The organism is Pseudomonas sp. S2_E02, assembly GCF_054668355.1.
The window spans coordinates 4,784,441-4,806,876 of sequence record NZ_CP162761.1 but is presented as its reverse complement, the minus strand read 5'-3'; the positions used below and the strand labels follow the sequence as shown (position 1 = coordinate 4,806,876).

The 22,436-nt window shown below is 59.7% G+C and carries 20 protein-coding genes; 13 read left to right on the top strand and 7 right to left on the bottom strand.

What is annotated here, in order from left to right:
- Nucleotides 1-15: 15 nt before the first annotated feature.
- The 3 genes from tauB (at nucleotide 16) to tauD (ending at nucleotide 2,634) form a co-directional block, all read left to right on the top strand.
- The gene (tauB, locus tag AB4O01_RS21620; RefSeq protein WP_093440624.1) at nucleotides 16-810 is read left to right on the top strand and encodes a taurine ABC transporter ATP-binding subunit; all 795 of its coding nucleotides are present in this window, start codon (nucleotides 16-18) and stop codon (nucleotides 808-810) included.
- On the top strand, nucleotides 807-1,646 hold the full coding sequence (gene tauC / locus AB4O01_RS21615) for a taurine ABC transporter permease TauC (protein ID WP_038359810.1): 840 nt from the start codon (nucleotides 807-809) through the stop codon (nucleotides 1,644-1,646). Before tauB ends, tauC begins: the two co-directional genes overlap by 4 nt.
- Nucleotides 1,647-1,791: 145 nt before the next feature.
- Entirely contained in the window at nucleotides 1,792-2,634 is an 843-nt protein-coding gene (tauD, locus tag AB4O01_RS21610; protein WP_093440615.1) for a taurine dioxygenase, read from the top strand.
- Nucleotides 2,635-2,849: 215 nt separating this feature from the next.
- Here tauD and mgrA read toward each other — a convergent pair whose 3' ends face one another.
- The 3 genes from mgrA to AB4O01_RS21595 all read right to left on the bottom strand — a co-directional run bounded on the left by mgrA (nucleotide 2,850) and on the right by AB4O01_RS21595 (nucleotide 7,499).
- Nucleotides 2,850-3,887 carry an L-glyceraldehyde 3-phosphate reductase gene (gene mgrA, locus AB4O01_RS21605; protein WP_034148469.1) on the bottom strand — a complete coding sequence of 346 codons (1,038 nt, stop codon included), beginning with the start codon at nucleotides 3,885-3,887 and terminating at the stop codon, nucleotides 2,850-2,852.
- A gap of 65 nt (nucleotides 3,888-3,952) precedes the next feature.
- Complete coding sequence (locus AB4O01_RS21600; protein WP_460089492.1) at nucleotides 3,953-5,272, bottom strand: LLM class flavin-dependent oxidoreductase; 1,320 nt, start codon at nucleotides 5,270-5,272, stop codon at nucleotides 3,953-3,955.
- Nucleotide 5,273: 1 nt separating this feature from the next.
- Entirely contained in the window at nucleotides 5,274-7,499 is a 2,226-nt protein-coding gene (locus AB4O01_RS21595) for a TonB-dependent receptor (RefSeq protein WP_460089490.1), read from the bottom strand.
- Between the two features lie 205 nt (nucleotides 7,500-7,704).
- On the opposite strand from AB4O01_RS21595, the gene AB4O01_RS21590 reads away from it, so the two are divergent.
- Nucleotides 7,705-8,742, top strand: a complete 1,038-nt coding sequence (locus tag AB4O01_RS21590) for a LacI family DNA-binding transcriptional regulator (RefSeq protein WP_460089489.1) — start codon at nucleotides 7,705-7,707, stop codon at nucleotides 8,740-8,742.
- 5 nt (nucleotides 8,743-8,747) lie between these two features.
- Here the strand turns inward: AB4O01_RS21590 and AB4O01_RS21585 are convergent, their stop codons facing one another.
- Both AB4O01_RS21585 and AB4O01_RS21580 read right to left on the bottom strand, forming a co-directional pair.
- Nucleotides 8,748-9,212, bottom strand: a complete 465-nt coding sequence (locus AB4O01_RS21585) for a type II toxin-antitoxin system HicB family antitoxin (protein WP_371748262.1) — start codon at nucleotides 9,210-9,212, stop codon at nucleotides 8,748-8,750.
- A complete protein-coding gene (locus AB4O01_RS21580; protein WP_026000492.1) occupies nucleotides 9,209-9,391 on the bottom strand; it encodes a type II toxin-antitoxin system HicA family toxin in 183 nt (60 codons plus the stop codon). The genes AB4O01_RS21585 and AB4O01_RS21580 overlap by 4 nt, the downstream gene beginning before the upstream one ends.
- A 370-nt stretch (nucleotides 9,392-9,761) precedes the next feature.
- On the opposite strand from AB4O01_RS21580, the gene AB4O01_RS21575 reads away from it, so the two are divergent.
- Complete coding sequence (locus AB4O01_RS21575) at nucleotides 9,762-10,022, top strand: hypothetical protein (RefSeq protein ID WP_007949845.1); 261 nt, start codon at nucleotides 9,762-9,764, stop codon at nucleotides 10,020-10,022.
- A 24-nt stretch (nucleotides 10,023-10,046) separates the two neighbouring features.
- Here AB4O01_RS21575 and betT read toward each other — a convergent pair whose 3' ends face one another.
- Complete coding sequence (gene betT / locus AB4O01_RS21570; RefSeq protein ID WP_163030199.1) at nucleotides 10,047-12,008, bottom strand: choline transporter BetT; 1,962 nt, start codon at nucleotides 12,006-12,008, stop codon at nucleotides 10,047-10,049.
- Between the two features lie 400 nt (nucleotides 12,009-12,408).
- A complete protein-coding gene (gene epsC / locus AB4O01_RS21565) occupies nucleotides 12,409-13,335 on the bottom strand; it encodes a serine O-acetyltransferase EpsC (RefSeq protein WP_016983653.1) in 927 nt (308 codons plus the stop codon).
- 190 nt (nucleotides 13,336-13,525) lie between these two features.
- Between epsC and AB4O01_RS21560 the strand changes: the two genes are divergently transcribed.
- The 8 genes from AB4O01_RS21560 to AB4O01_RS21525 all read left to right on the top strand — a co-directional run bounded on the left by AB4O01_RS21560 (nucleotide 13,526) and on the right by AB4O01_RS21525 (nucleotide 22,407).
- A complete protein-coding gene (locus tag AB4O01_RS21560; protein WP_460089486.1) occupies nucleotides 13,526-14,518 on the top strand; it encodes a D-cysteine desulfhydrase in 993 nt (330 codons plus the stop codon).
- Nucleotides 14,519-14,791: 273 nt separating this feature from the next.
- Entirely contained in the window at nucleotides 14,792-15,592 is an 801-nt protein-coding gene (gene tcyJ, locus AB4O01_RS21555) for a cystine ABC transporter substrate-binding protein (protein ID WP_093440581.1), read from the top strand.
- A 50-nt stretch (nucleotides 15,593-15,642) separates the two neighbouring features.
- Nucleotides 15,643-16,308, top strand: coding sequence for a cystine ABC transporter permease (tcyL, locus tag AB4O01_RS21550; RefSeq protein WP_175559671.1), 666 nt, complete (start codon nucleotides 15,643-15,645; stop codon nucleotides 16,306-16,308).
- A 4-nt stretch (nucleotides 16,309-16,312) separates the two neighbouring features.
- The gene (gene tcyN / locus AB4O01_RS21545) at nucleotides 16,313-17,062 is read left to right on the top strand and encodes an L-cystine ABC transporter ATP-binding protein TcyN (RefSeq protein WP_093440573.1); all 750 of its coding nucleotides are present in this window, start codon (nucleotides 16,313-16,315) and stop codon (nucleotides 17,060-17,062) included.
- Nucleotides 17,063-17,533: 471 nt separating this feature from the next.
- Nucleotides 17,534-18,298, top strand: coding sequence for a hypothetical protein (locus AB4O01_RS21540; protein WP_460089484.1), 765 nt, complete (start codon nucleotides 17,534-17,536; stop codon nucleotides 18,296-18,298).
- Between the two features lie 290 nt (nucleotides 18,299-18,588).
- Nucleotides 18,589-19,830, top strand: a complete 1,242-nt coding sequence (locus tag AB4O01_RS21535; RefSeq protein ID WP_460089483.1) for an SfnB family sulfur acquisition oxidoreductase — start codon at nucleotides 18,589-18,591, stop codon at nucleotides 19,828-19,830.
- Nucleotides 19,831-19,855: 25 nt separating this feature from the next.
- On the top strand, nucleotides 19,856-21,049 hold the full coding sequence (locus tag AB4O01_RS21530; RefSeq protein ID WP_460089482.1) for an SfnB family sulfur acquisition oxidoreductase: 1,194 nt from the start codon (nucleotides 19,856-19,858) through the stop codon (nucleotides 21,047-21,049).
- The gene (locus tag AB4O01_RS21525) at nucleotides 21,049-22,407 is read left to right on the top strand and encodes an LLM class flavin-dependent oxidoreductase (protein ID WP_460089480.1); all 1,359 of its coding nucleotides are present in this window, start codon (nucleotides 21,049-21,051) and stop codon (nucleotides 22,405-22,407) included. Before AB4O01_RS21530 ends, AB4O01_RS21525 begins: the two co-directional genes overlap by 1 nt.
- The last annotated feature ends 29 nt before the right edge of the window (nucleotides 22,408-22,436 follow it).

Sequence of the window (22,436 nt, the reverse complement as noted above, 5' to 3'; positions counted from 1 at the left end):
CGGGAGTTAACCGCGATGGCCTTGCTACAGCTGGAGCGCATCAGCGCACAGTACCCGGGCAGCCCGACACCGGTGCTGGCGGATATTTCTCTGACCCTGGGGCCTCAGCAATTGCTGGTGGCTCTCGGCCCGTCCGGCAGTGGCAAGACTTCGCTGTTGAACCTGATTGCCGGTTTCGTCGAGCCGAGCGCCGGGCGCATCACCCTCGACGGTGTGCCGGTCAAAGGCCCGAGCGCCGAACGGGGCGTGGTGTTCCAGGATGATGCGTTGCTGCCATGGCAGGACGTGCTGGCGAACGTCGCGTTCGGTCTGGAGCTGGCCGGTATCGCCAAGGACAAGCGCGAAAAAATCGCCCGAGAAATGCTCGCGCTGGTTGATCTTTCAGGGTTCGAAAGTCGCCGCATCTGGCAACTCTCCGGCGGCCAGAAACAACGTGTTGGCCTCGCCCGCGCCCTCGCCGCTGATCCGCGGGTGTTGCTGATGGACGAGCCTTTCGGTGCCCTCGACGCATTCACTCGCGAACAGATGCAGGAGCTGTTGCTGCAAGTCTGGCAGCGCACGGCCAAGCCGGTTTTCCTGATTACCCACGATATTGAAGAAGCGGTTTTCCTCGCCACTGACCTGATTCTGCTCGCACCGAATCCGGGGCAGATCGTTGAGCGCCTGCATCTGGATTTCGGTCAGCGTTATGCCGCCGGTGAATCCGCCCGGGCGATCAAATCCGATCCGAGTTTTATCGAAACCCGCGAACACGTGCTGAGCAAAGTGTTCTCGCAACGCAGCGCCGGGCAACGGCAGGAGCGCGCATGAGCAGTTACGACGTTTCCTCGGCTGCGGTAAAACCGGTCAGCGCTTCGGCGGTCATTCCTGTACGTCGCAGCCTCAGCACGCGCTGGATCAGCCTGCTGACGCTGTTCGCGTTGTTGGCCATCTGGTGGGCGGTGACTGCCACCGGGTTGATCGAACCACTGTTCCTGCCGCCACCGTCCGCCGTGCTGCAAAAGGGCTGGTTGCTGGCGACTACCGGTTACATGGATTCAACGTTGTGGCAGCACCTCGGCGCAAGCCTGAGCCGCATCGGTCTGGGCCTCGGTTTTGCGATTCTGACCGCCGTGCCGGTAGGCATTGCCATTGGCGCCAACCGCATCGCCCGTGGCGTGCTCGATCCGCTGATCGAGTTCTACCGCCCTATCCCGCCGTTGGCTTATCTGCCGCTGATCGTGATCTGGTGCGGCATCGGTGAGTTGTCGAAAGTGCTGCTGATTTATCTGGCGATTTTCGCGCCGATCGCTATTGCCACGGCGACCGGTGTGCGCACGGTTGATCCGGCGAAATTGCGTGCCGCGCAGTCGTTGGGCGCGACTCGCGTGCAGCTGATTCGTCATGTGATTTTGCCGAGCGCCCTGCCGGACATTCTCACTGGCGTGCGCATTGGTCTGGGCGTGGGTTGGTCGACCTTGGTCGCGGCGGAACTGATCGCGGCCACCAGCGGCTTGGGCTTTATGGTGCAGTCGGCTGCGCAGTTTCTGGTCACCGACGTGGTGGTGCTGGGGATTCTGGTCATCGCCCTGATCGCCTTCGCCATGGAAATGGGCCTGCGCGCCCTGCAGCGCAAACTGGTGCCGTGGCACGGCCAGGCCCACTAAATCGCCTTGTGAAAATTCCCCTGTGGGAGCGAGCCTGCTCGCGATTGCGGTGTGTCATTCACCACAGCATTGACTGCCAGTCTGCAATCGCGAGCAGGCTCGCTCCCACAAAAAGCATGACACTCCGAATTCGAAGAGAAAGACCATGAGCAGCCTCAATATCACCCCATTAAGCTCAGCCCTCGGCGCACAGATCAGTGGCGTCGACATCAGCCAGCCGTTGACCCTGGAACACCGCGACGCGATCGAGCAGGCGCTGCTCAATTATCAAGTGCTGTTCTTCCGCAACCAGCCAATCGAACCGCCGCAACAAGCGCGTTTCGCCGCGTACTTCGGTGATCTGCACATTCACCCGATCTACCCGAACGTACCGGAACAACCGGAAGTGTTGATCCTCGACACCGCCGTCACCGACGTGCGCGACAACGCGATCTGGCACACCGACGTGACCTTCCTGCCGACGCCGGCGATGGGCGCGGTGCTCAGTGCAAAGCTGTTGCCGGAATTTGGTGGCGACACGCTGTGGGCCAGCGGGATTGCTGCGTACGAAGCGCTGTCGGCGCCAATGAAAGCCTTGCTCGAAGGGCTTACCGCGACTCACGATTTCACTCGCTCGTTTCCGCTGGAGCGCTACGGCAATACGCCGGAAGCGTTGGCGCAGTGGGAAGAGGCCCGACGCAAGAATCCACCGCTGTCGCACCCGGTGATTCGTACGCATCCGGTCAGCGGGCGGCGTTCGTTGTTCGTCAATGAAGGCTTCACGTCGAAGATCAATGAGCTGTCGGAAACCGAGAGCGAGGCGATTCTGAAGTTTCTGTTCGCCCATGCAACGCGACCGGAATTCACCATTCGCTGGCGTTGGCAGCAGGACGACATTGCGTTCTGGGATAACCGCGTGACGCAGCATTACGCGGTGGATGATTATCGGCCGGCGCGGCGGGTGATGCAACGGGCGACGGTGTTGGGCGATGTGCCGTTTTTTCGCTGAGTCCTTTCAAAGGCAAAAGCCCCTCACCCTAACCCTCTCCCGGAGGGAGAGGGAACTGATTGGGGGATGCTTTAGAGGTACGCCGACCTGATATTGTTTTGCTGAATCCATAATCGACTCGGTATTTCAGGTCGATGTATGACGCAAGACAACTCGGTTGGCTCCCTCTCCCTCTGGGCGGTCCGACGTTTCGGGAGGGCTGGGGTGAGGGCCGCTTATTCTGCCGTCGAAGGCTTCTCCCAAAGATTGATCCCACCCTCTTGGGCAAACCGGTCAATCTCCGCCAATTCCTCAGCACTGAAGCTCAAATTCTTCAACGCCCCGACGTTCTCGATAATCTGCTCCGGCCGGCTCGCCCCAATCAGTGCCGAGGTCACCCGAGGATCCCGCAACGTCCACGCCAGCGCCAGTTGCGCCAGGCTCTGGCCGCGACGCTTGGCGATCTCGTTCAATGCGCGCACATGAGCGATGTTGGCATCAGACAGGTGCGAAGCCTGCAACGAACCGCCGCCCGGACGATTGACCCGCGCATCCGCCGGCACGCCGTTGAGGTATTTGTCGGTGAGCAGACCTTGCGCCAACGGAGTGAAAGCAATCACGCCCGTGCCGAGTTCATCGGTGGTATCCAGCAGGTCTTTTTCCACCCAGCGATTGAGCAGGTTGTACGCCGGCTGATGGATCAACAGCGGTACTTTCCACTCTTTCAACAGCGCAGCGATCTCGCGGGTTTTTACCCCGGAATACGACGAGATACCGATGTACAACGCCTTGCCCTGTTGCACCGCGGTGGCGAGGGCGCTGGCGGTTTCTTCCAGCGGGGTGTCCGGGTCGAAACGGTGCGAATAGAAGATATCCACGTAGTCCAGACCGAGGCGTTGCAGGCTCTGGTCGAGGCTGGCCAGCACGTATTTGCGCGAGCCGCCGCCCTGGCCGTAAGGGCCGGGCCACATGTCCCAACCCGCCTTGCTGGAGATGATCAGCTCGTCGCGGTACTGCTTGAAGTCTTCGCGCAGCAGGCGACCGAAATTGATCTCGGCACTGCCGTAGGGCGGGCCGTAGTTGTTGGCCAGGTCGAAGTGGTTGATGCCCAGGTCGAACGCGGTGCGTAACAAGGCGCGCTGGGTGTCGATCGGCGTGCTGTCACCGAAGTTGTGCCACAGACCCAGCGACAACGCCGGCAGCACCAGACCGCTGCGGCCGACGCGGCGGTAAGGGATGGAGTCGTAGCGGTTTTCGGCAGCGGTGTAAGTCATCGAATCCTCTCTTGTCTGTCTTGAATAGGGTGTCGACTGCTTCGCGAGCAAGCTCGCGAAGGGTGTTACACAAATCGATTGCCGGGTCGGGCCAGACCCAGGTTCTCGCGCAAGGTCCGGCCTTCATACTCGGTTCTGAACAGCCCGCGCCGTTGCAGTTCCGGGACCACGCCATTGGCGAAGTCTTCGAGCCCGCCGGGCAAGTGCGGCACCAGCACGTTGAAACCGTCCGCTGCACCCTGTTCGAACCATTCCTGCAAACGATCGGCAATCTGCTCCGGCGTACCGACCAGGCTGTAATGCCCGCGTCCGCCAGCAATCTTGCGCCCCAGTTCGGCAAGGCTCAGGTTCTCCCGGCCCGCCAGTTCAGTGAGCAGTTTCTGCCGGCTCTGCTGACCGCTTTCGGTCATCGGCAAGTCCGGCAACGGCCCGTCCAGCGGGTACTTCGACAAATCGAAGTTGCCCAGCATACGCCCAAGCAAGGCAACGCCAACCTCGGGTTCGACTAATTGCTGAAACGTTTCACATTTTTCCCGCGCTTCGGCTCCGGTGCCGCCGACCACGACGAAAACCCCGGGCATGATTTTCAGTGCATCGGCGCTGCGACCGTACTTGGGCAAACGTGCTTTGAGGTCGGCGTAGAACGCCTGAGCGTTGGCCAGAGAGGTCTGCGCGGTGAACACCACCTCAGCGGTCTGCGCCGCCAATTCGCGCCCAGTCTCGGAAGAACCGGCCTGCACGATCACCGGTTGCCCCTGCGGCGAACGCGCAACGTTCAGCGGACCTTTGACCCTGAAGTGTTCACCAACGTGATCCAGCACATGCAATTTCGAAGGGTCGTAATACGCTCCGCTGGCCTTGTCGCGAAAGAAGGCATCGTCCTCCCAACTGTCCCAAAGCCCGGTCACCACCTGATGAAACTCGCGGGCTCGGCTGTAGCGTTCGGCGTGGCCAATGTGTTCGTCACGCCCGAAATTCAGCGCTTCGGCAGCATTGTCCGACGTCACCAGATTCCACCCCGCGCGGCCACCCGACAGGTGATCGAGCGAAGCAAATTTGCGCGCGACGTGATACGGCTCGTTGTAACTGGTGGTCGCCGTGGCGATCAGGCCGATATGCGCGGTCACCGCACTAAGGGCCGAGAGCAAGGTCAGCGGTTCAAAGTGATCGGAACGCGCCATGCGGCTGGCGATGTCCTGAGTTGGCGCGGCGACGCTGTCAGCGACAAACAACGCATCGAACTTCGCCGCCTCGGCAATTTGCGCCAGCCGCTTGTAATGGGCGAAATCCAGACCCGCATTCGCCGGCACATCCGGATGACGCCACGCTGCCACATGGTGCCCGGTGGCCATAAGGAATGCACCGAGTTTCAACTGTCTGCTCATCTCAGAAATCCTTGCGCAGTTGCACGCCGAAGTAGCGCTCGTCATCCCGTGGCACGGCGCGATAGATGTAATTGCCGCCGCTGGCGAGCAATGGCGAGTACGACTTGTCGGTGAGGTTTTTGCCCAGCAGTGCCACGCGCCAGCCATTGCTGTAATCAGCCAGCGCGACACTGGCGTTCCAAAGACCGTAGGCGCCCTGCTTGGTGTCGACGTTCTGGCTGATGTCGTACTGCACTTCGCTCTGCCAGCTATAGTCGGTGCCGAGTTCGATATCCAGGCCGTTATCCAGCGGGATGCTGTAGTCAGCGCGCACGTAGCTTTTCCAGTCCGGACTGAACGGCAGCGGTTTACCGTTGACGTTGCACGACGCCGCTGCGCCTGCCGGGCAGGCGAATTCGTCGATGCGCGCACGGGTGTAGGCGAGTGCGCCGGACAGTTTCAATTGCTGGGTGGCCTGCAAGGCGTAATCGAGTTCGACGCCCTCGGTGCTGACGCTGCCAGCGTTGATCAGGCGCGTCACCACTTGCCCGGCGACGGTGTCGAAGAAGTTCGCCTGATAGTTGTCGTAATCGCTGTGGAACACCGCGAGATTGGTGGTCAGGCGATTGTTCCAGGAAGTGGCTTTGATGCCCGCTTCCCAGGTGTTGGAGGTCTCCGGTTTCAGCGCTTCGGTATCGCGCGGCTGCATGTTGAAGAAGACGTTGTAGGCCGGGCCTTTGTAGCCGCGCGAGTAGGTCAGATAGGTAGTGACAGCATCGCTCAAGTCGTACTGCACACCGAGGCGGCCGGACCAACCGTCTTCGTCCACTGAACCGGAACTGCTGGTGGCCGGTTGAATGCCGCTGACGGTGGTCGACGAGGTCGAGACGCGGCGGTGATCGTATTCCAACTCATCGTGGGTGTAGCGCAGGCCGGCGATGCCACGAAAATCCGAGGTGAAGTTCAGCGTGCTCTCACCGAACAACGCATAGCTGTCGCTGGTGGTGCTGTAATCGGCGACGCCTCGGTCGGTGCGCGTGGTGGTGTTCAGCGTGCGCTGATAGGTCTCGTCATCCTTGCCGTGCATGTAGAACAGGCCGCCGACGTACTCAAGAAACTCGCCCTTCGGCGAGGCCAGGCGCAGCTCTTGCGAATATTGATCGAAGGCCAGATCACCTTTGTCCGCCGTGCCGGGGAACGCCGCCGTCACCGTACCGAGACGGTCACCGTCCTGATACTGGGTGTTGTCCCAACCGCGCCATGCGGTGATCGACGTCAGGGTGTAATCGCCCAGTTGCCAGTCGAGCTGGCCGGACAGGCCCTTGTTGGTGTCCTCGACATGGCTGCGGGTGTCGGTGTTGATATCGCGATTGTGGCTAGTCGCATTGACCGGGTTCAGCGCGTTGGCGAAGGCCGGCGTCAGCGACTTGCTGACCACGCCGTTGGGGCCGTCGTCATGGGACTGCATGTAGTCGGCGATCAGGGTGAAGGTGACGTCGTCATTCGGGGTGAATTCGAGTTTGCCGCGCACGCCGCGATGGTTGTAGCCGTTGACCTCCTGGCCATTGTGCTGGTTGTCGACGTTGCCGTCGTAGGTGCCGAACAGCGTGCTGATCGAGCCTTTCAACGTGTCCGGAATCAGGCTGCCGCCGATGCCGAAACGGGTGCGACTTTCGTTGCCGCTGTAGTACGACTGATCGATGTAGCCATGGGTCTCGGCGGTGGGTGCCTTGCTGGTGATGTTGAGTACACCGGCCGAGGCGTTCTTGCCGAACAGCGTACCTTGCGGGCCGCGCAGCACTTCGACGCGCTCCAGATCCAGCAAGTCGAGAGTGGATTGCCCGGGACGCGCGTAGACCACGCCGTCGATCACCGTCGCCACGGTCGGCTCGACACCCGGCGAGGTGGAAATCGTGCCGACACCGCGCACGAACAACGAGGTGTCCTTGTTCGAAGCGCCAGTGCGGAAGTTCAGCGACGGCACTTGCTGGACGATGCTCGCCACGCCGTTGCGGTTGTCGCGCTCAAGTTGTTCGCCGTCGATCACCGACACCGCGACCGGCACTTTTTGCAGTGACTCTTCGCGGCGGGTCGCGGTGACTGTCACCGATTTGAGTGTTGGCTCCTGATCACTGCTCTCGGCAGCGAATGCGTTGGGCAACGGCAGCGCCGCCAACCCCGTGAATAACCAGCCGGCGGCGCGGATCGATTGCGCCAGTTTGTTTGTCGCCCCAGGAATGTTGTGCATGTTTGCCCGCTCGAAATTGGCCCTTAACCGCTGCCGTTCTGCGACGACAGCGCCTGAATCGGTGTCTTGGGCATTCGCTCGAGCGAGTAGCAGACAGCGCGCTTTGTTAGCGCTACCATCGACAGTATTGGCAAGCCGCACATAGAGCGTCAAATACTGAAAAATTACTTTTATATGCGATTTGGTTTTTAAGAAGGATCGAGCCTTGAGCGAAGAAAAACCCCGCAAACGCCGTGGCGCCGGGCGTGTAACGCTGAATGCCGTGGCGCGTGAGGCCGGGGTTTCGGCGATCACCGTGTCACGCTATTTCAACCAGCCTGAGCAGGTTTCGCCCGAGCGTCGCGAGCGGATTGCGGCGGTGGTGGCCGAGTTGGGTTACGTACCGAATCTGGTGGCCGGCGGGCTGGCCTCGGCGCGAGGGAAAATCGTCGGCATGGTGATCCCGAATATCTCCGGGCCGATCTTCGCCAATACCATTCAAGGCTTCAGCGACACACTCAGCCGCCATGGCTATCAGCTGTTGCTGGCGTCGAGTTACTTCAGCACTGAACAAGAAGAAAACGCCGTGCGTGCGTTTCTCGGCTGGTCGCCGGCGGCGCTGGTGCTGACCAGTCACTTTCACAGTGTGGGCACGGAAAAGATGATCGCCGAGGCGGATGTTCCGGTGATCGAGACGTGGGATTACCAGCCGGAGCGTGAGCCGATGCAGATCGGTTTTTCGCATTTCGAGGTAGGCGTGACAGCCGCCAGATATCTGCTGGAAAAAGGCTACCAACGTATCGCCTTCGTGCAGAACAGCGCTGCGGGCGACTTCAGCGCATTGGAACGCCGCGACGGTTACGCGGCGACCTTGCGCGAATCCGGCCTGGCCCCTTTGATCTACGCCCCTGACGCCGATCGTGCGCCATTCGAGGCCGGCAAACAGGCGATGGATGCGCTGATGAATGCCTCACCGCGCCCCGACGCAATCATTTTCGCCAACGACAACCTCGCCGCCGGCGGCCTGCTCGCCGGGCAACGCGCAGGCCTCAAGATCCCCGAGGACTGCGCCGTCCTCGGTTTCGGCGATTACCCGTTCGCCGAGATGCTGCTACCTAGCCTGAGCACGATCAAACCGCCGGCGCTGGAGATCGGCGTACTGGCCGCAACACGCGTATTGGAAAGTCTTGGCGTGTTGCCGAGCGACGAAGTGCAACGTCTGAACCTGCTGCAGTGCCAAGTCATCGAACGGGAAAGTACCTGACTTCGCTATACCGACAGTTCGCGCAAGGCGGCCGCCGCGAGAAATCCGGAACGGGATCGATAGCGCTGGTCACGGCGGACTGTCTGGTCGATACGCTCAAGCAACTGCTCCGGCAGCGTGGCGTTAAAACGCACTGACTTGCCGAAATACGGGGTGATATCAAAATCGACCACGCCCCAGATCCCTCCCGCGTAATCCGGGTTATCGAGATGAGCATCAATGTCCCGCACTTGCGGTAACGGCGCGTTGTCGGCGACCAACCCCTCATAGTGAAGCGCCAATGCCTCCTGAGTATTTTCAAACGCCTCAGCGACCGTAGTGCCTGCGGAGAAACAACCCGGGACATCCGGGATGATCACTCCGTAGTCTGAGTCGACATCCTTGTGCAGAACGACAGGGAATTTCATATGAGTGAGTCCTTCCTCTGACAGGCCCATAAAACGGCCTTCGTTTCCAATAACGGGCCTCATTTCAAGCCCGCCTGTTTCAAAATGCTGTTGATCGTGCCCTTAGGCAGATCCGAATCAGGGTGCTTGATCGTCACCCTTCCTGGCTTGTGCGGATGCTTGTATTGGTGGTGGCTGCCTTTCACCGCCACGAGATACCAACCATCGTCTTCGATCATCCTGATCATTTCCCGACTGCGCATTTCCTTTGCCCTGTTCGACAGCTAGAGCCATTTACTCTAGAGGGCGCAGTAGCCTTTGATACACACGATACACACTCGGATAAATATTAGCTCACTGGACAATCGCTCGGTTATGGGGCAGATCAACGGCAACCGCGGGCCAGCAAGCAGAACACGTCGCCGGCCAAACTCTCTGTGAGGGTCGCAAAATATGTCCAATAGAGATGTGGTGGGACTGGATTGGCTATGCTCCAAAGGACACCGAGGTGGCCCCTTCGCGAGCAGGCTCGCTCCCACAGGGATTTCCTGTGTACATGAAATCCCTGTGGGAGCGAGCCTGCTCGCGAAAGCGATCCTTCAGGCAATGCACCTCCACCAGGCAGAACCCGCCATGCACACCGCCATCATCATTTTCTTCGGCCTGGTCCTGCTCGCTCTGATGCTCTACATCGGCGAGCGCATCGGCTTCAGCCGCCAGACCATGGCCTACGGCTTCGCCGCCCTGTGGCTGGCGTTGACGGTGATTAATGGAGCGGTGGGCGTGGTGCATGCCGGCCAGTCCGTGGGTTCGGAAATAGCGATTGGCAGTGCGGTATTCGGCGTGCCGATGGCGGCGATGGTGTTGTTCATGGTGCTGAGCGCCGAGTCCTGAGCAGACCCGGCGCCCAACCGCCGATCAACGCACCAGATGCAGGAACTGCATGTGCCGTTCGTACTGATCGAGGATGTCGTTGATGATCTGTTCTTTGGTGTAGCCGACCAGATCGTAGTCCTGACTGCCCTCGCTCAAGTGCACTTCGGCGCGATAGTAACGGCGATTGTTGAGCTGCTTCGAGCCCATCCCGCCACGCGCGAAGGACGGCGTGAAGTAGCCGCGCATCTGCACCTGATAGATGAACGGATGCGCATCACCATGGCCGATTTCGAGGCTGACGCTGTCATTCGCCGGATCAGGCTGGGTGACCACGTTGAGGCCTTTTTCAACGAACACCGCCGTCACTTCTTCAATTGCCGGGCGTACCGTGGTGTCCATGAAACGGTACACCTCGTCGCGCGACGGGAAGTGCACCGCCTGACTCAGCCGCTGACGCCAGCCGCCCGTACCGCGCCGTGAACCGGAGACCGGTGCCAGCGAGTGCAACTGCGCGATCTGCTTCTGCGACTCCAGATAGAACGCCTTGTGCAGACCCCACATCATCAACAGCAGGATCAACGAGAACGGCAACGAGGTCAGCACTACCGCTGATTTCAGCGCATCGATACTGCCGGAGAACAACAGCGCACTGGTGATCAACGCGGTCATTGCGCCCCAGAACACCCGCAGCCATTTCGGTCCGTCTTCGTCCGGATTACCGCCCTTGGCCGACAGCGTCGAGAGCACCACGGTGCCGGAATCGGCAGACGTCACGAAGAACACGAAGCTGATAAACACCGTCACAGCGATGACGGTTTTGCTCCACGGGTAGGTTTCCAGCAGCAGGTAAATGCTCATCGACGGATTGTCGATGGCCGACATGCCCAATGCGCTCATGCCGTGGTTGAGCACTTGGTCCAGTGCGCTGTTGCCGAAAATCGACATCCACGCGAGGGTGAAACCGAGCGGAATCAACAGCACGCCGAAAACGAATTCACGGATGGTCCGGCCACGGGAAATCCGCGCGATGAACAGGCCCACGAACGGCGACCATGCAATCCACCAGGCCCAGTAGAACACTGTCCAGCCACCAAGCCAGTCGCTCGGTTTGTCGTAGGCGTAGAGGTCGAAACTCTTCATCGGCAAGGCGCCGAGATAGTCGCCGAGGTTCTGGATCAAGGTGTTGAGCAGGTGCTGGGTAGGCCCGGCGAACAACACGAACAGCAGCAGCGCACAGGCCAGCAGCATGTTGATGTCGGACATCACCCGCACGCCTTTATCGACGCCGGAGACGGCAACGATGATCGCCGCGCCCATCATCAGTGTGATCAGGCCGACCTGAATCCACTGGGTGTGAGCGATGCCGAACAGGTAGTCGAGACCGGAGTTGAGGTGCAGCACCCCAAAACCCATGTCGGCGCCCAGACCGAACACCGTAGCGATGATGCCGAAGCCGTCCACCGCGTAACCGATCGGGCCGTTGATGCGCTTGCCGATCAGCGGATACAGCGCCGAACGCAAGGCCAGCGGCAGGTTGTGACGGTAAGCGAAATACGCCAACGCCATGCCGACGAAGGCGAACACGCCCCAGCCATGCAGGCCCCAGTGCAAGAACAGAATCTGCATCGCCTGACGCGCCGCATCCGCCGTGCCCGCCTCGCCTTGCGGCGGCTGGAGCATATGGGTCAGCGGTTCAGAGACGCAGAAGAAGAACAGCGTGATGCTGATCCCGGCGGCGAACAGCATGCCGGCCCATGACAAGTAACTGAATTCGGGCTCGTCGTGGTCGGCACCGAGTTTTATCTTGCCGTAGCCGGATAAGGCGGTGACCACCACGAAGACCAGATACAGGGTCATCGCGAGCATGTAGTACCAGCCGACCGTATTGGCCGCCCAGTTTTGCGCTTCCAGCAGCCAGGCGCCTGCCTGCTCCGGCATGGCGATGACAACGAGACCAAACAGCAGAATGACCGTCGCGGCAAAGTAGAACACCGGCGGATTCATGCGTACCAGACCGCTGGCGGGGGTAGACGATGCACTCATGAAACGTGCACCTCGAGGGGTTGAAACGTGGCTGAAATGATCGGACTCAGCAAAGGCAAGCCTCCTGTTGTGAGCGGGCAGCGAACCACCGGTTTAACTTGAATGAACGTTCAAGTTAAACATGGATAGGGTGGCAAGGACTAATCGTACGGCTAGGCGGTAGTTTTCCTACGCTAGCTCAAGGATGGGTATGACGCGGGTTTGAGGGTATTCGTTCACTGGAGAATTGGCTGATTGCCATTATCTTGATTTGGTCTGAAAATCATTCGCGAGCAGGCTCGCTCCCACATTTGAAACGCATTCCAGTGTGGGAGCGAGCCTGCTCGCGAAGAGGCCAGAAGCCGCAACGCAATTTCAGAGCCTACTTCTGCGTCCCGTCATCATGCTGCAAATTGGCCTGAGTCAAATTGCACCCCGCCGGCACACTCCGCGTCAGCCACACATTGCCGCCAATGGTCGACCCCTTGCCAATGGTGATCCGCCCGAGAATCGTCGCCCCGGCATAAATCACCACGTCATCTTCAACGATCGGATGGCGCGGATGGCCCTTCTGCAACTGCCCGTCCTCATCCGCCGGGAAGCGCTTGGCACCCAAGGTCACGGCCTGATAAATCCGCACGCGCTCACCAATGATCGCCGTCTCGCCGATCACCACGCCCGTGCCGTGATCGATAAAGAAACTACGGCCGATCTGCGCACCCGGATGGATATCGATACCGGTCGCCGAATGGGCGATTTCCGCGCTGATACGCGCCAGCAACGGCAAACCGGCGCGATACAAATGGTGCGCGAGGCGATGGTGAATCACCGCAAGAATCCCCGGGTAGCACAGCAGCACTTCGTCGACACTGCGTGCCGCCGGATCACCGTGATAGGCCGCCAGCACATCGGTGTCGAGCAGCGTGCGCAGGCCCGGCAGTGCGAGGGCGAAATCCTGCACGATCTGAATCGCGCGTGCTTCGACTTCGGTGTCGGCCTGCGCACTATGGCGGGCGACGTAACGCAGCTCCAGGCGGGTCTGCGCCAGCAACGCATTCAGCGCGACATCGAGGGTGTGGCCGACGTAGAAATCTTCACTCTCTTCGCGCAGATCCACCGGGCCCAGACGCATCGGGAACAACGCGCCACACAATGCTTCAAGAATCTCCGCCATCGCTGCGCGGGACGGCAACTCGCGACCGCCCTGCTCGCCGGACGCCCGGCCGTTCTGTGCCCGCCACTGATCCCGCGCGCTGCGCAGTTGACTGACGATGGTCTGCAATTGCCAATGGCTGGAACGCTCGCTCACGGTAAAGACTCCTCACGGGCGGCCGGACTGTCTGGCCGCGTCAACGGCGCCTACTTTACGGCATGCTCGCGAAGGCGAATTAAGAACCGATAGTGCTGGGCTCAGTTCATTTGGCTATAAGCGATTCACGGTTGCCCCTGCAAAAGCGCGTGCCTATAGTCCTTTCATCTTCCTCCGCCAGTACGGACTCATGATCAAACAACAGCTGGACCGCTTTGACCGTCTCGACCTGTTCGGCCACCCGACGCCCCTGGAAAAACTCGAACGCTTGTCCACCTGGCTCGGCCGCGAGGTGTACATCAAGCGCGATGACTTGACGCCACTGGCCATGGGCGGCAACAAATTGCGCAAACTCGAATACCTCGCCGCCGATGCCTTGGCGCAAGGTGCCGATACGCTAATTACCGCCGGTGCGCTGCAATCGAACCACGTTCGTCAAACCGCCGCACTCGCCGCCAAACTCGGTCTTGGCTGTGTGGCGCTGCTGGAAAATCCGCTGGGCACTGACGACAGCAATTACACCGGCAACGGCAACCGCCTGCTGCTGGATCTGTTCGATACCAAGGTCGAACTGGTCGACAACCTCGACAACGCCGACGAACAACTGACCGCCCTCGCCGCCCGCCTGCGCAGCAACGGCAAGAAGCCGTATCTGGTGCCAATCGGTGGCTCCAATGCGCTCGGTGCGTTGGGCTATGTGCGCGCCGGTCTGGAACTGGCCGAGCAGATCAACGACACCGGCCTGAATTTCGCCGCCGTGGTGTTGGCCTCGGGCAGTGCCGGGACGCACAGCGGTCTGGCATTGGCGTTGAGCGAAGTGCTGCCGCAATTGCCGGTGATTGGCGTGACGGTTTCGCGCAGTGAAGAAGATCAGCGGCCGAAGGTTCAGGGACTTGCCGAACGCACGGCGGCGCTGCTCGGCGTCGAACTGCCGGCCAGCTTCAAGGTCGAGTTGTGGGACGAATATTTCGGCCCGCGTTATGGCGAGCCGAATGCCGGGACGCTGGCGGCGCTGAAGCTGCTGGCGAGTCAGGAAGCGGTGTTGCTCGATCCGGTGTACACCGGCAAGGCCATGGCAGGTTTACTCGACGGGATTGGTCGTCAGCGCTTTGATGAAGGCCCGATCATCTTCCTGCATACCGGTGGGGCGCCGGCGTTGTTTGCCTACAAGGACTTCCTGTAACAGAAGATCAAAACGGCAGCTTCTACAAGTGATCTCATGCAGGAGCTGCCGCAGGCGGCGATCTTTTTCCACAGACAATACATATTCCAATAAAGAATAACATTTCATATATTAAGTATTTTCAAGTCTAACACAGACATCTTATAGTCTCGCCGCAGGCGAATTTCGCGAGAGACGCATAAGCTGCTTTAAGGCAGGATAGCGCTGTCGTCCGAATCACCCATTCGCCAACTTTGCTTAAGCGTCTTCCATAAGAAAACACAGGGGCTTGTCATGAATTTTTCCGCACTACGTCGCAATCTGCTGGTGGGTTCGCTGGGGCTTGCGCTGAGCGCCGGTCTGATCGGCCAGGCAGTGGCCGGTGAACAGTTGCAACAGATCAAGGACAAAGGCGTTATCAACGTCGGCCTGGAAGGCACTTACCCACCGTTCAGCTTCGTTGATGCCGACGGCAAGCTGTCCGGTTTCGAAGTTGAACTCTCCGAAGCGCTGGCGCAAAAACTCGGCGTCAAAGCCAAGATTCAGCCAACCAAGTGGGACGGCATTCTCGCCGCGCTGGAATCCAAGCGTCTGGACGTTGTGGTCAATCAGGTGACCATCTCCGAAGAGCGCAAGAAGAAGTATGACTTCTCCGAGCCGTACACCGTTTCCGGCATTCAGGCGCTGGTGCTGAAGAGCAAGGAAGCCGCGTTGAACATCAAGACCGCCAATGACCTGTCCGGCAAGAAAGTCGGCGTAGGTCTGGGCACCAACTACGAACAATGGGTCCGCGCCAACGTGCCGGGCGCCGACGTCCGTACTTACGACGATGATCCGACCAAGTTCGCCGACCTGAACAACGGCCGCACCGACGCCATCCTGATCGATCGTCTGGCTGCACTTGAGTACGCCAAGAAAGCGCCAAAAACCGTCGCTGCCGGTGAAGCTTTCTCCCGTCAGGAATCCGGTATTGCCCTGCGTAAAGGCGAGCCTGAGTTGCTGGCTGCATTGAACAAGGCGCTCGACGAACTGCGTGCCGACGGCACCCTTGAGAAGCTGTCGAAAAAATACTTCAACGCAGACGTCACTAAATAATGGAAGCAGGTTTTCAGTTCGGACTGGACTTCCCGCAGTTGAGCCAGCAAATCGCCGAAACCACACAGCTGTTGGTGGACTCCGCGCCCTTCCTGTTCAAGGGCGCGTATTTCACGGTCATCCTCAGCCTAGGCGGGATGTTCTTCGGGCTGCTGCTGGGCTTCGGCCTGGCATTGATGCGCCTGTCGCGCTTCAAATCGGTCAGCTGGCTGGCCCGCGTCTACGTGTCGTTCTTCCGCGGTACGCCGTTACTGGTGCAGCTGTTCGTGATCTATTACGGCTTCCCGCAACTGGGAATAGAGCTTGATCCACTGCCAGCGGCACTGATCGGCTTTTCGCTGAACATGGCCGCGTACGCCTGTGAAATCCTCCGTGCCGCGATCGGTTCGATCGAGCGCGGCCAGTGGGAAGCCGCTGCGAGCATCGGCATGACCCGCGCGCAAACCCTGCGCCGGGCCATCCTGCCGCAAGCGATGCGCACGGCGTTGCCACCGCTGGGCAACAGCTTCATTTCACTGGTCAAGGACACGGCACTGGCCGCCACCATTCAGGTGCCGGAGCTGTTCCGTCAGGCACAGTTGATAACCGCCCGGACTTTCGAAGTCTTCACCATGTATCTTGCCGCCGCGCTGATCTACTGGATTCTGGCCACGGTGCTTTCGCACTTCCAGAACAAGCTGGAAGAGCGGGTCAATCGGCACGACCAGGAGTCCTGACCCCATGATTGTCGTGGAAAAACTGACCAAGCAATTCAAGGGTCAGGTCGTGCTCAACGGCATCGACCTCGAGGTCAAGGAAGGCGAAGTCGTCGCGATCATCGGCCCCAGCGGGTCGGGGAAAACGACGTTCCTGCGCTGCCTGAACTTCCTTGAACAACCCACCAGTGGCCGGATCAAGGTCGGCGATATCGAAATCGATACCAGCCGCCCGCTGAACCAGCAGCAAAGTCTCGTGCGCAACCTGCGCCAGCATGTGGGCTTCGTGTTCCAGAACTTCAACCTGTTCCCCCATCGCACCGCACTGGAAAACGTCATCGAAGGCCCGATCGTGGTCAAGAAGATGCCGCGCGACGAGGCAATTGCGTTGGGCAAAAAGCTGATGGCCAAGGTCGGACTCGCCGGTAAGGAAGACGCTTATCCGCGTCGTCTTTCGGGTGGTCAGCAACAGCGCGTAGCGATTGCCCGGGCGCTGGCGATGGAACCGGAAGTGATTCTGTTCGACGAGCCGACTTCGGCGCTTGACCCGGAACTGGTCGGCGAAGTGCTGGCGACGATTCGTGGCCTGGCTGAAGAAAAACGCACCATGGTGATCGTCACCCACGAGATGGGTTTTGCTCGTGACGTGGCCAACCGTGTGGTGTTTTTCGATAAAGGTGTGATCGTCGAACAAGGTGAAGCGAAGGCATTGTTTGCCAACCCGAAAGAAGAACGTACTAAACAGTTTCTCAGCAAGTTTCTGAATCACGCCTGAGAACTTTTATTGCATCACCGACAACTTCCACGGATGGAAGTCCCCTTTATAAAACATCTAGCTGCTTCAGTCCCTCTCAAACAAAACATATCCCTAACAGTACATATATATGTTCTGCAACAGATAACACCCGCCTCCTTCCATGCCACATCAAATGATAGTGCTCAAATAAATCCGCGCATAAAACGCCGGGAAAGCCCTGTGCCTCGTGGTTCATTTCGCCTGACCACCTAGGCATATGGCCGCAATGGCGTAGGAAACTTCTGATTAATTCGTAATTCACGGATTAACTAATATCGTCTATTGACACCCCATCCCGCAGACTCTTATCTAGTCGGCAACCGGCATCAACTAGTTCAACCACCCCCGTCTTCAACTTGAATAAAAGCCCAAAGCTTTATTGCCAGTTTATTCACGCTTTTTGTTCTTTCAGAAACGGACTTCGCTGCAAGGCTTCAAGGAGAGAAATCGATGACCCGCACTTCGCACACCCCCGAAATGGCAGCGCCGACCCTCGCGCCAGCGCAAAAAACCGGCATCAATCTGGCTGCCGCCGCACACCTCTTGATCGAGGTGTCGCCCTACCCTGATATGGACAGCGGCGATCTCATCGAGCTGTTCTGGAACAAATGCTATGTCGCTTCCAAAGTGCTGACGGCGGATGACGTCGGCACAATCGTCAGCCTGCGAGTGCCGGAAAGTTTCATCGCCAACGGCACCGCGCGCATCCACTACCGGGTGATGCAGGTCGGTCAGGGGCCGGCGTTTTCGGCGGCGACGCGCGTACAGGTCAAACTGGACTGCCCCGGCGGGCAACCCACGGCGCTGAGCGCAGACGAAAATCAGCAACTGGCCCCGGTGACCATCCCCGACGCCATACGTCGTCAGGGCGTCAATCCGAACCAGATCAAACGCGGTGTGCCGCTGACCATCGAGCCGTATCTGAACATGGCCGAGGATGACGCGATCACCTTGCGCTGGGGTGACGTGCGCATGGATCTGGCACCGGTCACCGCCGCAGATATCGGCTTGCCGATTCGAGTCTGGGTACCGCCGTCAGTGATTGTCGAAGCAGGCGAGGATCTGCGCCTGGACGTGACGTATTGCATTCTCGATCGGGTTGGCAACAACTCCCGCTGGGCACCGCCCCGCACCTTGAAAATCGGCTGCGCAAATCCTTATCTGAAAGTCCCGCTCAGGCCCGAACTCAAAGCCGCCGAATCCCGCAAGCCCTGAACACAATGCCCCTGTGGCGAGAGAGCAAGCGCCCTCGCCACCGGATCATTCCAGCCGCAAAAAAATTCTTAACCAACCCGACCATCACCTCTTCTATGCATATTCCTAAAAGTTAGTTTATTTAATATTTATACACGTTTAGGGTATATAAACCGGACCACCGGACATTCATTCGTTCGCCGCACTTTCGCGGCGTTTTTCATGAGATGTGAGGTAGGTAGCATGGTCCGGAACACAATCACCCCAGTGCAGATCGCCAGGGCATTGCGTGCAGCCAAGGAGCGGCACTGATGTCCAGTCTGGCAAATGCAAACGTCCAGTCTGATCTGGACATCGCCCCGTTGTTGTTGCCTGCGCAGGTCTTGCGCAACGACGCCCAAGCCATCGAGGCCGCCCATGAACTGGCGCAAGTCGCCCGCGTGCAGGCGGCCAAACGCGACCGTCAGCGCAAGCTGCCGTGGTCGGAAATCGAACAGTTCACCCGCAGCGGATTAGGCAGCATCGCCATCCCGCGCGAATACGGTGGCCCGCAGGTTTCATTCGTCACTCTGGCCGAAGTGTTCGCGATCATCTCCGCGGCCGACCCGGCGTTGGGGCAGATCCCGCAGAACCAGTTCGGCATCATCAATCTGGTACTCGGCAGCGCCACCGAAGCGCAGAAACAACAGCTATTCCAGAGCGTTCTGGAAGGCTGGCGCATCGGCAACGCCGGTCCTGAGCGCGGCACCAAAAACACCTTGGAACTGAAAGCGCGGATCACCGCTGATGGCGATGATTTCGTGATCAATGGCCAGAAGTTTTACTCCACCGGCGCGCTGTTTGCGCATTGGGTCGCGGTCAAGGCGCTCAACGATGACGGCAAGCAAGTGCTGGCCTTCGTTCGTCGCGGCACACCGGGTTTGCGCATCGTTGATGACTGGTCGGGCTTCGGTCAGCGCACCACCGCCAGCGGTACGATTCTGCTGAACAACGTGCGCGTCGAGTCGAGCCTGGTGGTCGACAACTGGAAGATCAACGAAACCCCGAACACCCAAGGCGCGGTGTCGCAGCTGATTCAAGCCGCGATCGACGCCGGCATCGCCCGTGGCGCCATTGATGACGCCATTGAGTTCATCAAAACCCGCGCACGGCCGTGGATCGACGCCAAGGTTGATCGCGCCAGCGATGATCTTTATGTGATCGCCGATATCGGCAAACTGAAAATCGAACTGCACGCCGCCGAAGCGCTGCTGCGCAAGGCCGGGCAGGTTCTCGATCAAGTACACGCTGCGCCGCTCACTGCCGAATCTGCCGCACGCGCTTCTATCGCCGTGGCCGAAGCGAAAGTGCTGACCACCGAGATTTCCTTACTCGCCAGCGAAAAGCTTTTCGAACTGGCCGGCAGCCGCGCCACCCTCGCCGAATTCAACCTCGACCGCCACTGGCGCAACGCCCGCGTGCACACCCTGCATGACCCGGTGCGCTGGAAATATCACGTGGTCGGCGCCTATCGCCTCAACAGCACTTTGCCTGCTCGCCATTCCTGGATCTGAGACGACCAGACATCTGGAGAAACCTATGACTTTTTCCCATCACGTCGCGGTCATCACCAGCGATGAGCAAGCCCTGATCGTCGCCAGCGACCTGGCCGAAGATTTCAAACGCGACAGCGCCCTGCGCGACCGTGAACGCCGCCTGCCTCTGCCAGAACTCGACGTGTTTTCCCGCTCGGGCCTGTGGGGCATCAGCGTACCCAAGGAGTACGGCGGCGCTGGCGTGTCCAACGTAACGTTGGCTAGAGTCATTGCCCTGATCGCTCAGGCTGACGGCTCGCTTGGGCAGATTCCGCAGAACCATTTCTACGCACTGGAAGTGCTGCGCGTAAACGGCAGCCACGCGCAAAAACAACGGCTGTACGCCGAAGTGCTCGCTGGCCAACGCTTCGGCAATGCCTTGGCAGAACTGGGCACCAAAACGGCCCACGATCGCGTCACCAGTCTCAAACGCGACGGTGACGGCTATCGCATCAACGGCCGCAAGTTCTATGCGACCGGCGCGATTTACGCACAGCGCATTCCCACTTCTGTGGTGGATGAAAACGGTGTACAGCAACTGGCCTTCGTCCCCCGCGACAGCAAAGGCCTGACCGTGATCGACGACTGGAGCGGCTTCGGCCAGCGCACCACCGGCAGCGGTTCGGTGGTGTTCGAAGACGTGTACGTCGCGGCTGAAGACGTGTTGCCATTTCAAAGCGCCTTTGAACGTCCAACCACCGTCGGCCCGCTGGCGCAGATCCTTCACGCCGCCATCGACACCGGCATCGCCCGCGCCGCTTACGAAGACGCCCTGCACTTTGTGCGCAGCAAGACGCGGCCGTGGATCGACTCCGGCAACGACAAAGCCACTGAAGATCCATTGACGCTGAAAAGCTTCGGCCACTTGAGCATTCGCCTGCACGCTACCGAAGCCTTGCTCGAACGTGCCGGCGAATTCCTCGACGCTGCGCAAGCCGAGACCCGTGCAGAAACCGTCGCTGCCGCTTCGATTGCCGTCGCCGAAGCACGGGCGATCAGCACTGAAATCTCTTTGGCCGCCGGCAGCACGCTATTCGAACTGGCCGGCAGCCAGGCGACCCTGATCGAACACGGCCTCGACCGCCACTGGCGCAACGCCCGCGTGCACACCTTGCACGACCCGGTGCGCTGGAAATACCACGCGGTGGGCAACTACTACCTCAACGATGAAAACCCTCCATTGCGAGGGACGATCTGATGAGCGCCGTGAAAAAGAAGATCCTGCTCAACGCGTTCAACATGAACTGCATCGGCCACATCAACCATGGCCTGTGGACGCATCCGCGCGACACCTCGACGCGCTACAACACCATTGAATACTGGACCGAACTGGCGCAACTGCTGGAGCGTGGGCTGTTCGACGGGTTGTTTATCGCTGACATCGTCGGCGTGTATGACGTCTATCAGAACTCGGTGGACGTGACGTTGAAAGAGTCGATCCAGTTGCCGGTCAACGATCCGTTGCTACTGGTCTCGGCGATGGCCGCTGTGACCAAGAACCTCGGCTTCGGCCTGACCGCCAACCTCACCTACGAAGCGCCGTATCTGTTCGCCCGACGCATGTCGACGCTCGATCATTTGAGCCGTGGTCGGGTGGGCTGGAACATCGTTACCGGTTACCTCGACAGCGCTGCGAAAGCCATGGGCCTCAGCGAACAGGTCGAACATGACCGTCGTTATGACCAGGCCGACGAGTACCTGGAAGTGCTCTACAAACTCTGGGAAGGCAGTTGGGAAAACGGCGCGGTACTGAATAACCGTGAGCAGCGGATCTACGCCAACCCGGAAAAAGTGCACAAGGTCGAGCACAGGGGCGAGTTCTATCAGGTCGAGGGTTATCACCTCTGTGAACCTTCGCCGCAACGCACACCAGTGCTGTTCCAGGCCGGCAGTTCTGAGCGCGGTTTGCTGTTCGCCGGGCGTCACGCCGAGTGCGTGTTCATCAGCGGCCAGAACAAACCGTCGACCAAGGTTCAGGTCGACAAGGTGCGCGCCAGCGCCGTCGAAGCCGGGCGTAATCCTGAAGACATCAAGGTGTTCATGGGCCTTAACGTGATTGTCGGCGAGACCGAAGAAGCCGCGTGGGCCAAGCACGCCGAGTATCTGAGCTACGCCAGCGCCGAAGCCGGCGTGGCGCATTTTTCCGCCTCCACCGGCATCGACTTTTCCCAATACGAGATCGACGAACCGATCCAGTACGTGAAGAGCAACGCCATTCAGTCGGCCACCAAGAACCTGCAGAACAACGACTGGACCCGGCGCAAATTGCTCGACCAGCACGCCCTCGGTGGCCGCTACATCACCGTGGTCGGTTCGGCTGAGCAAGTGGCGGATGAGCTGGAATCGTGGATCGCCGAGACCGGCCTGGATGGGTTCAACCTGACCCGCATTGTCACGCCGGAAAGCTATGTCGATTTCATTGAGATGGTAATTCCGGAGTTACAACGGCGCGGGTCGTACAAGACCGCGTACGACAGTGGCAGCTTGCGCGAGAAGCTGTTTCACGGCGCGGCGCAGCTACCGGAGCAACACACCGGCTCTTCGTACCGGCATTAAAAGCTTCGCGAGCAAGCTCGCTCCCACAT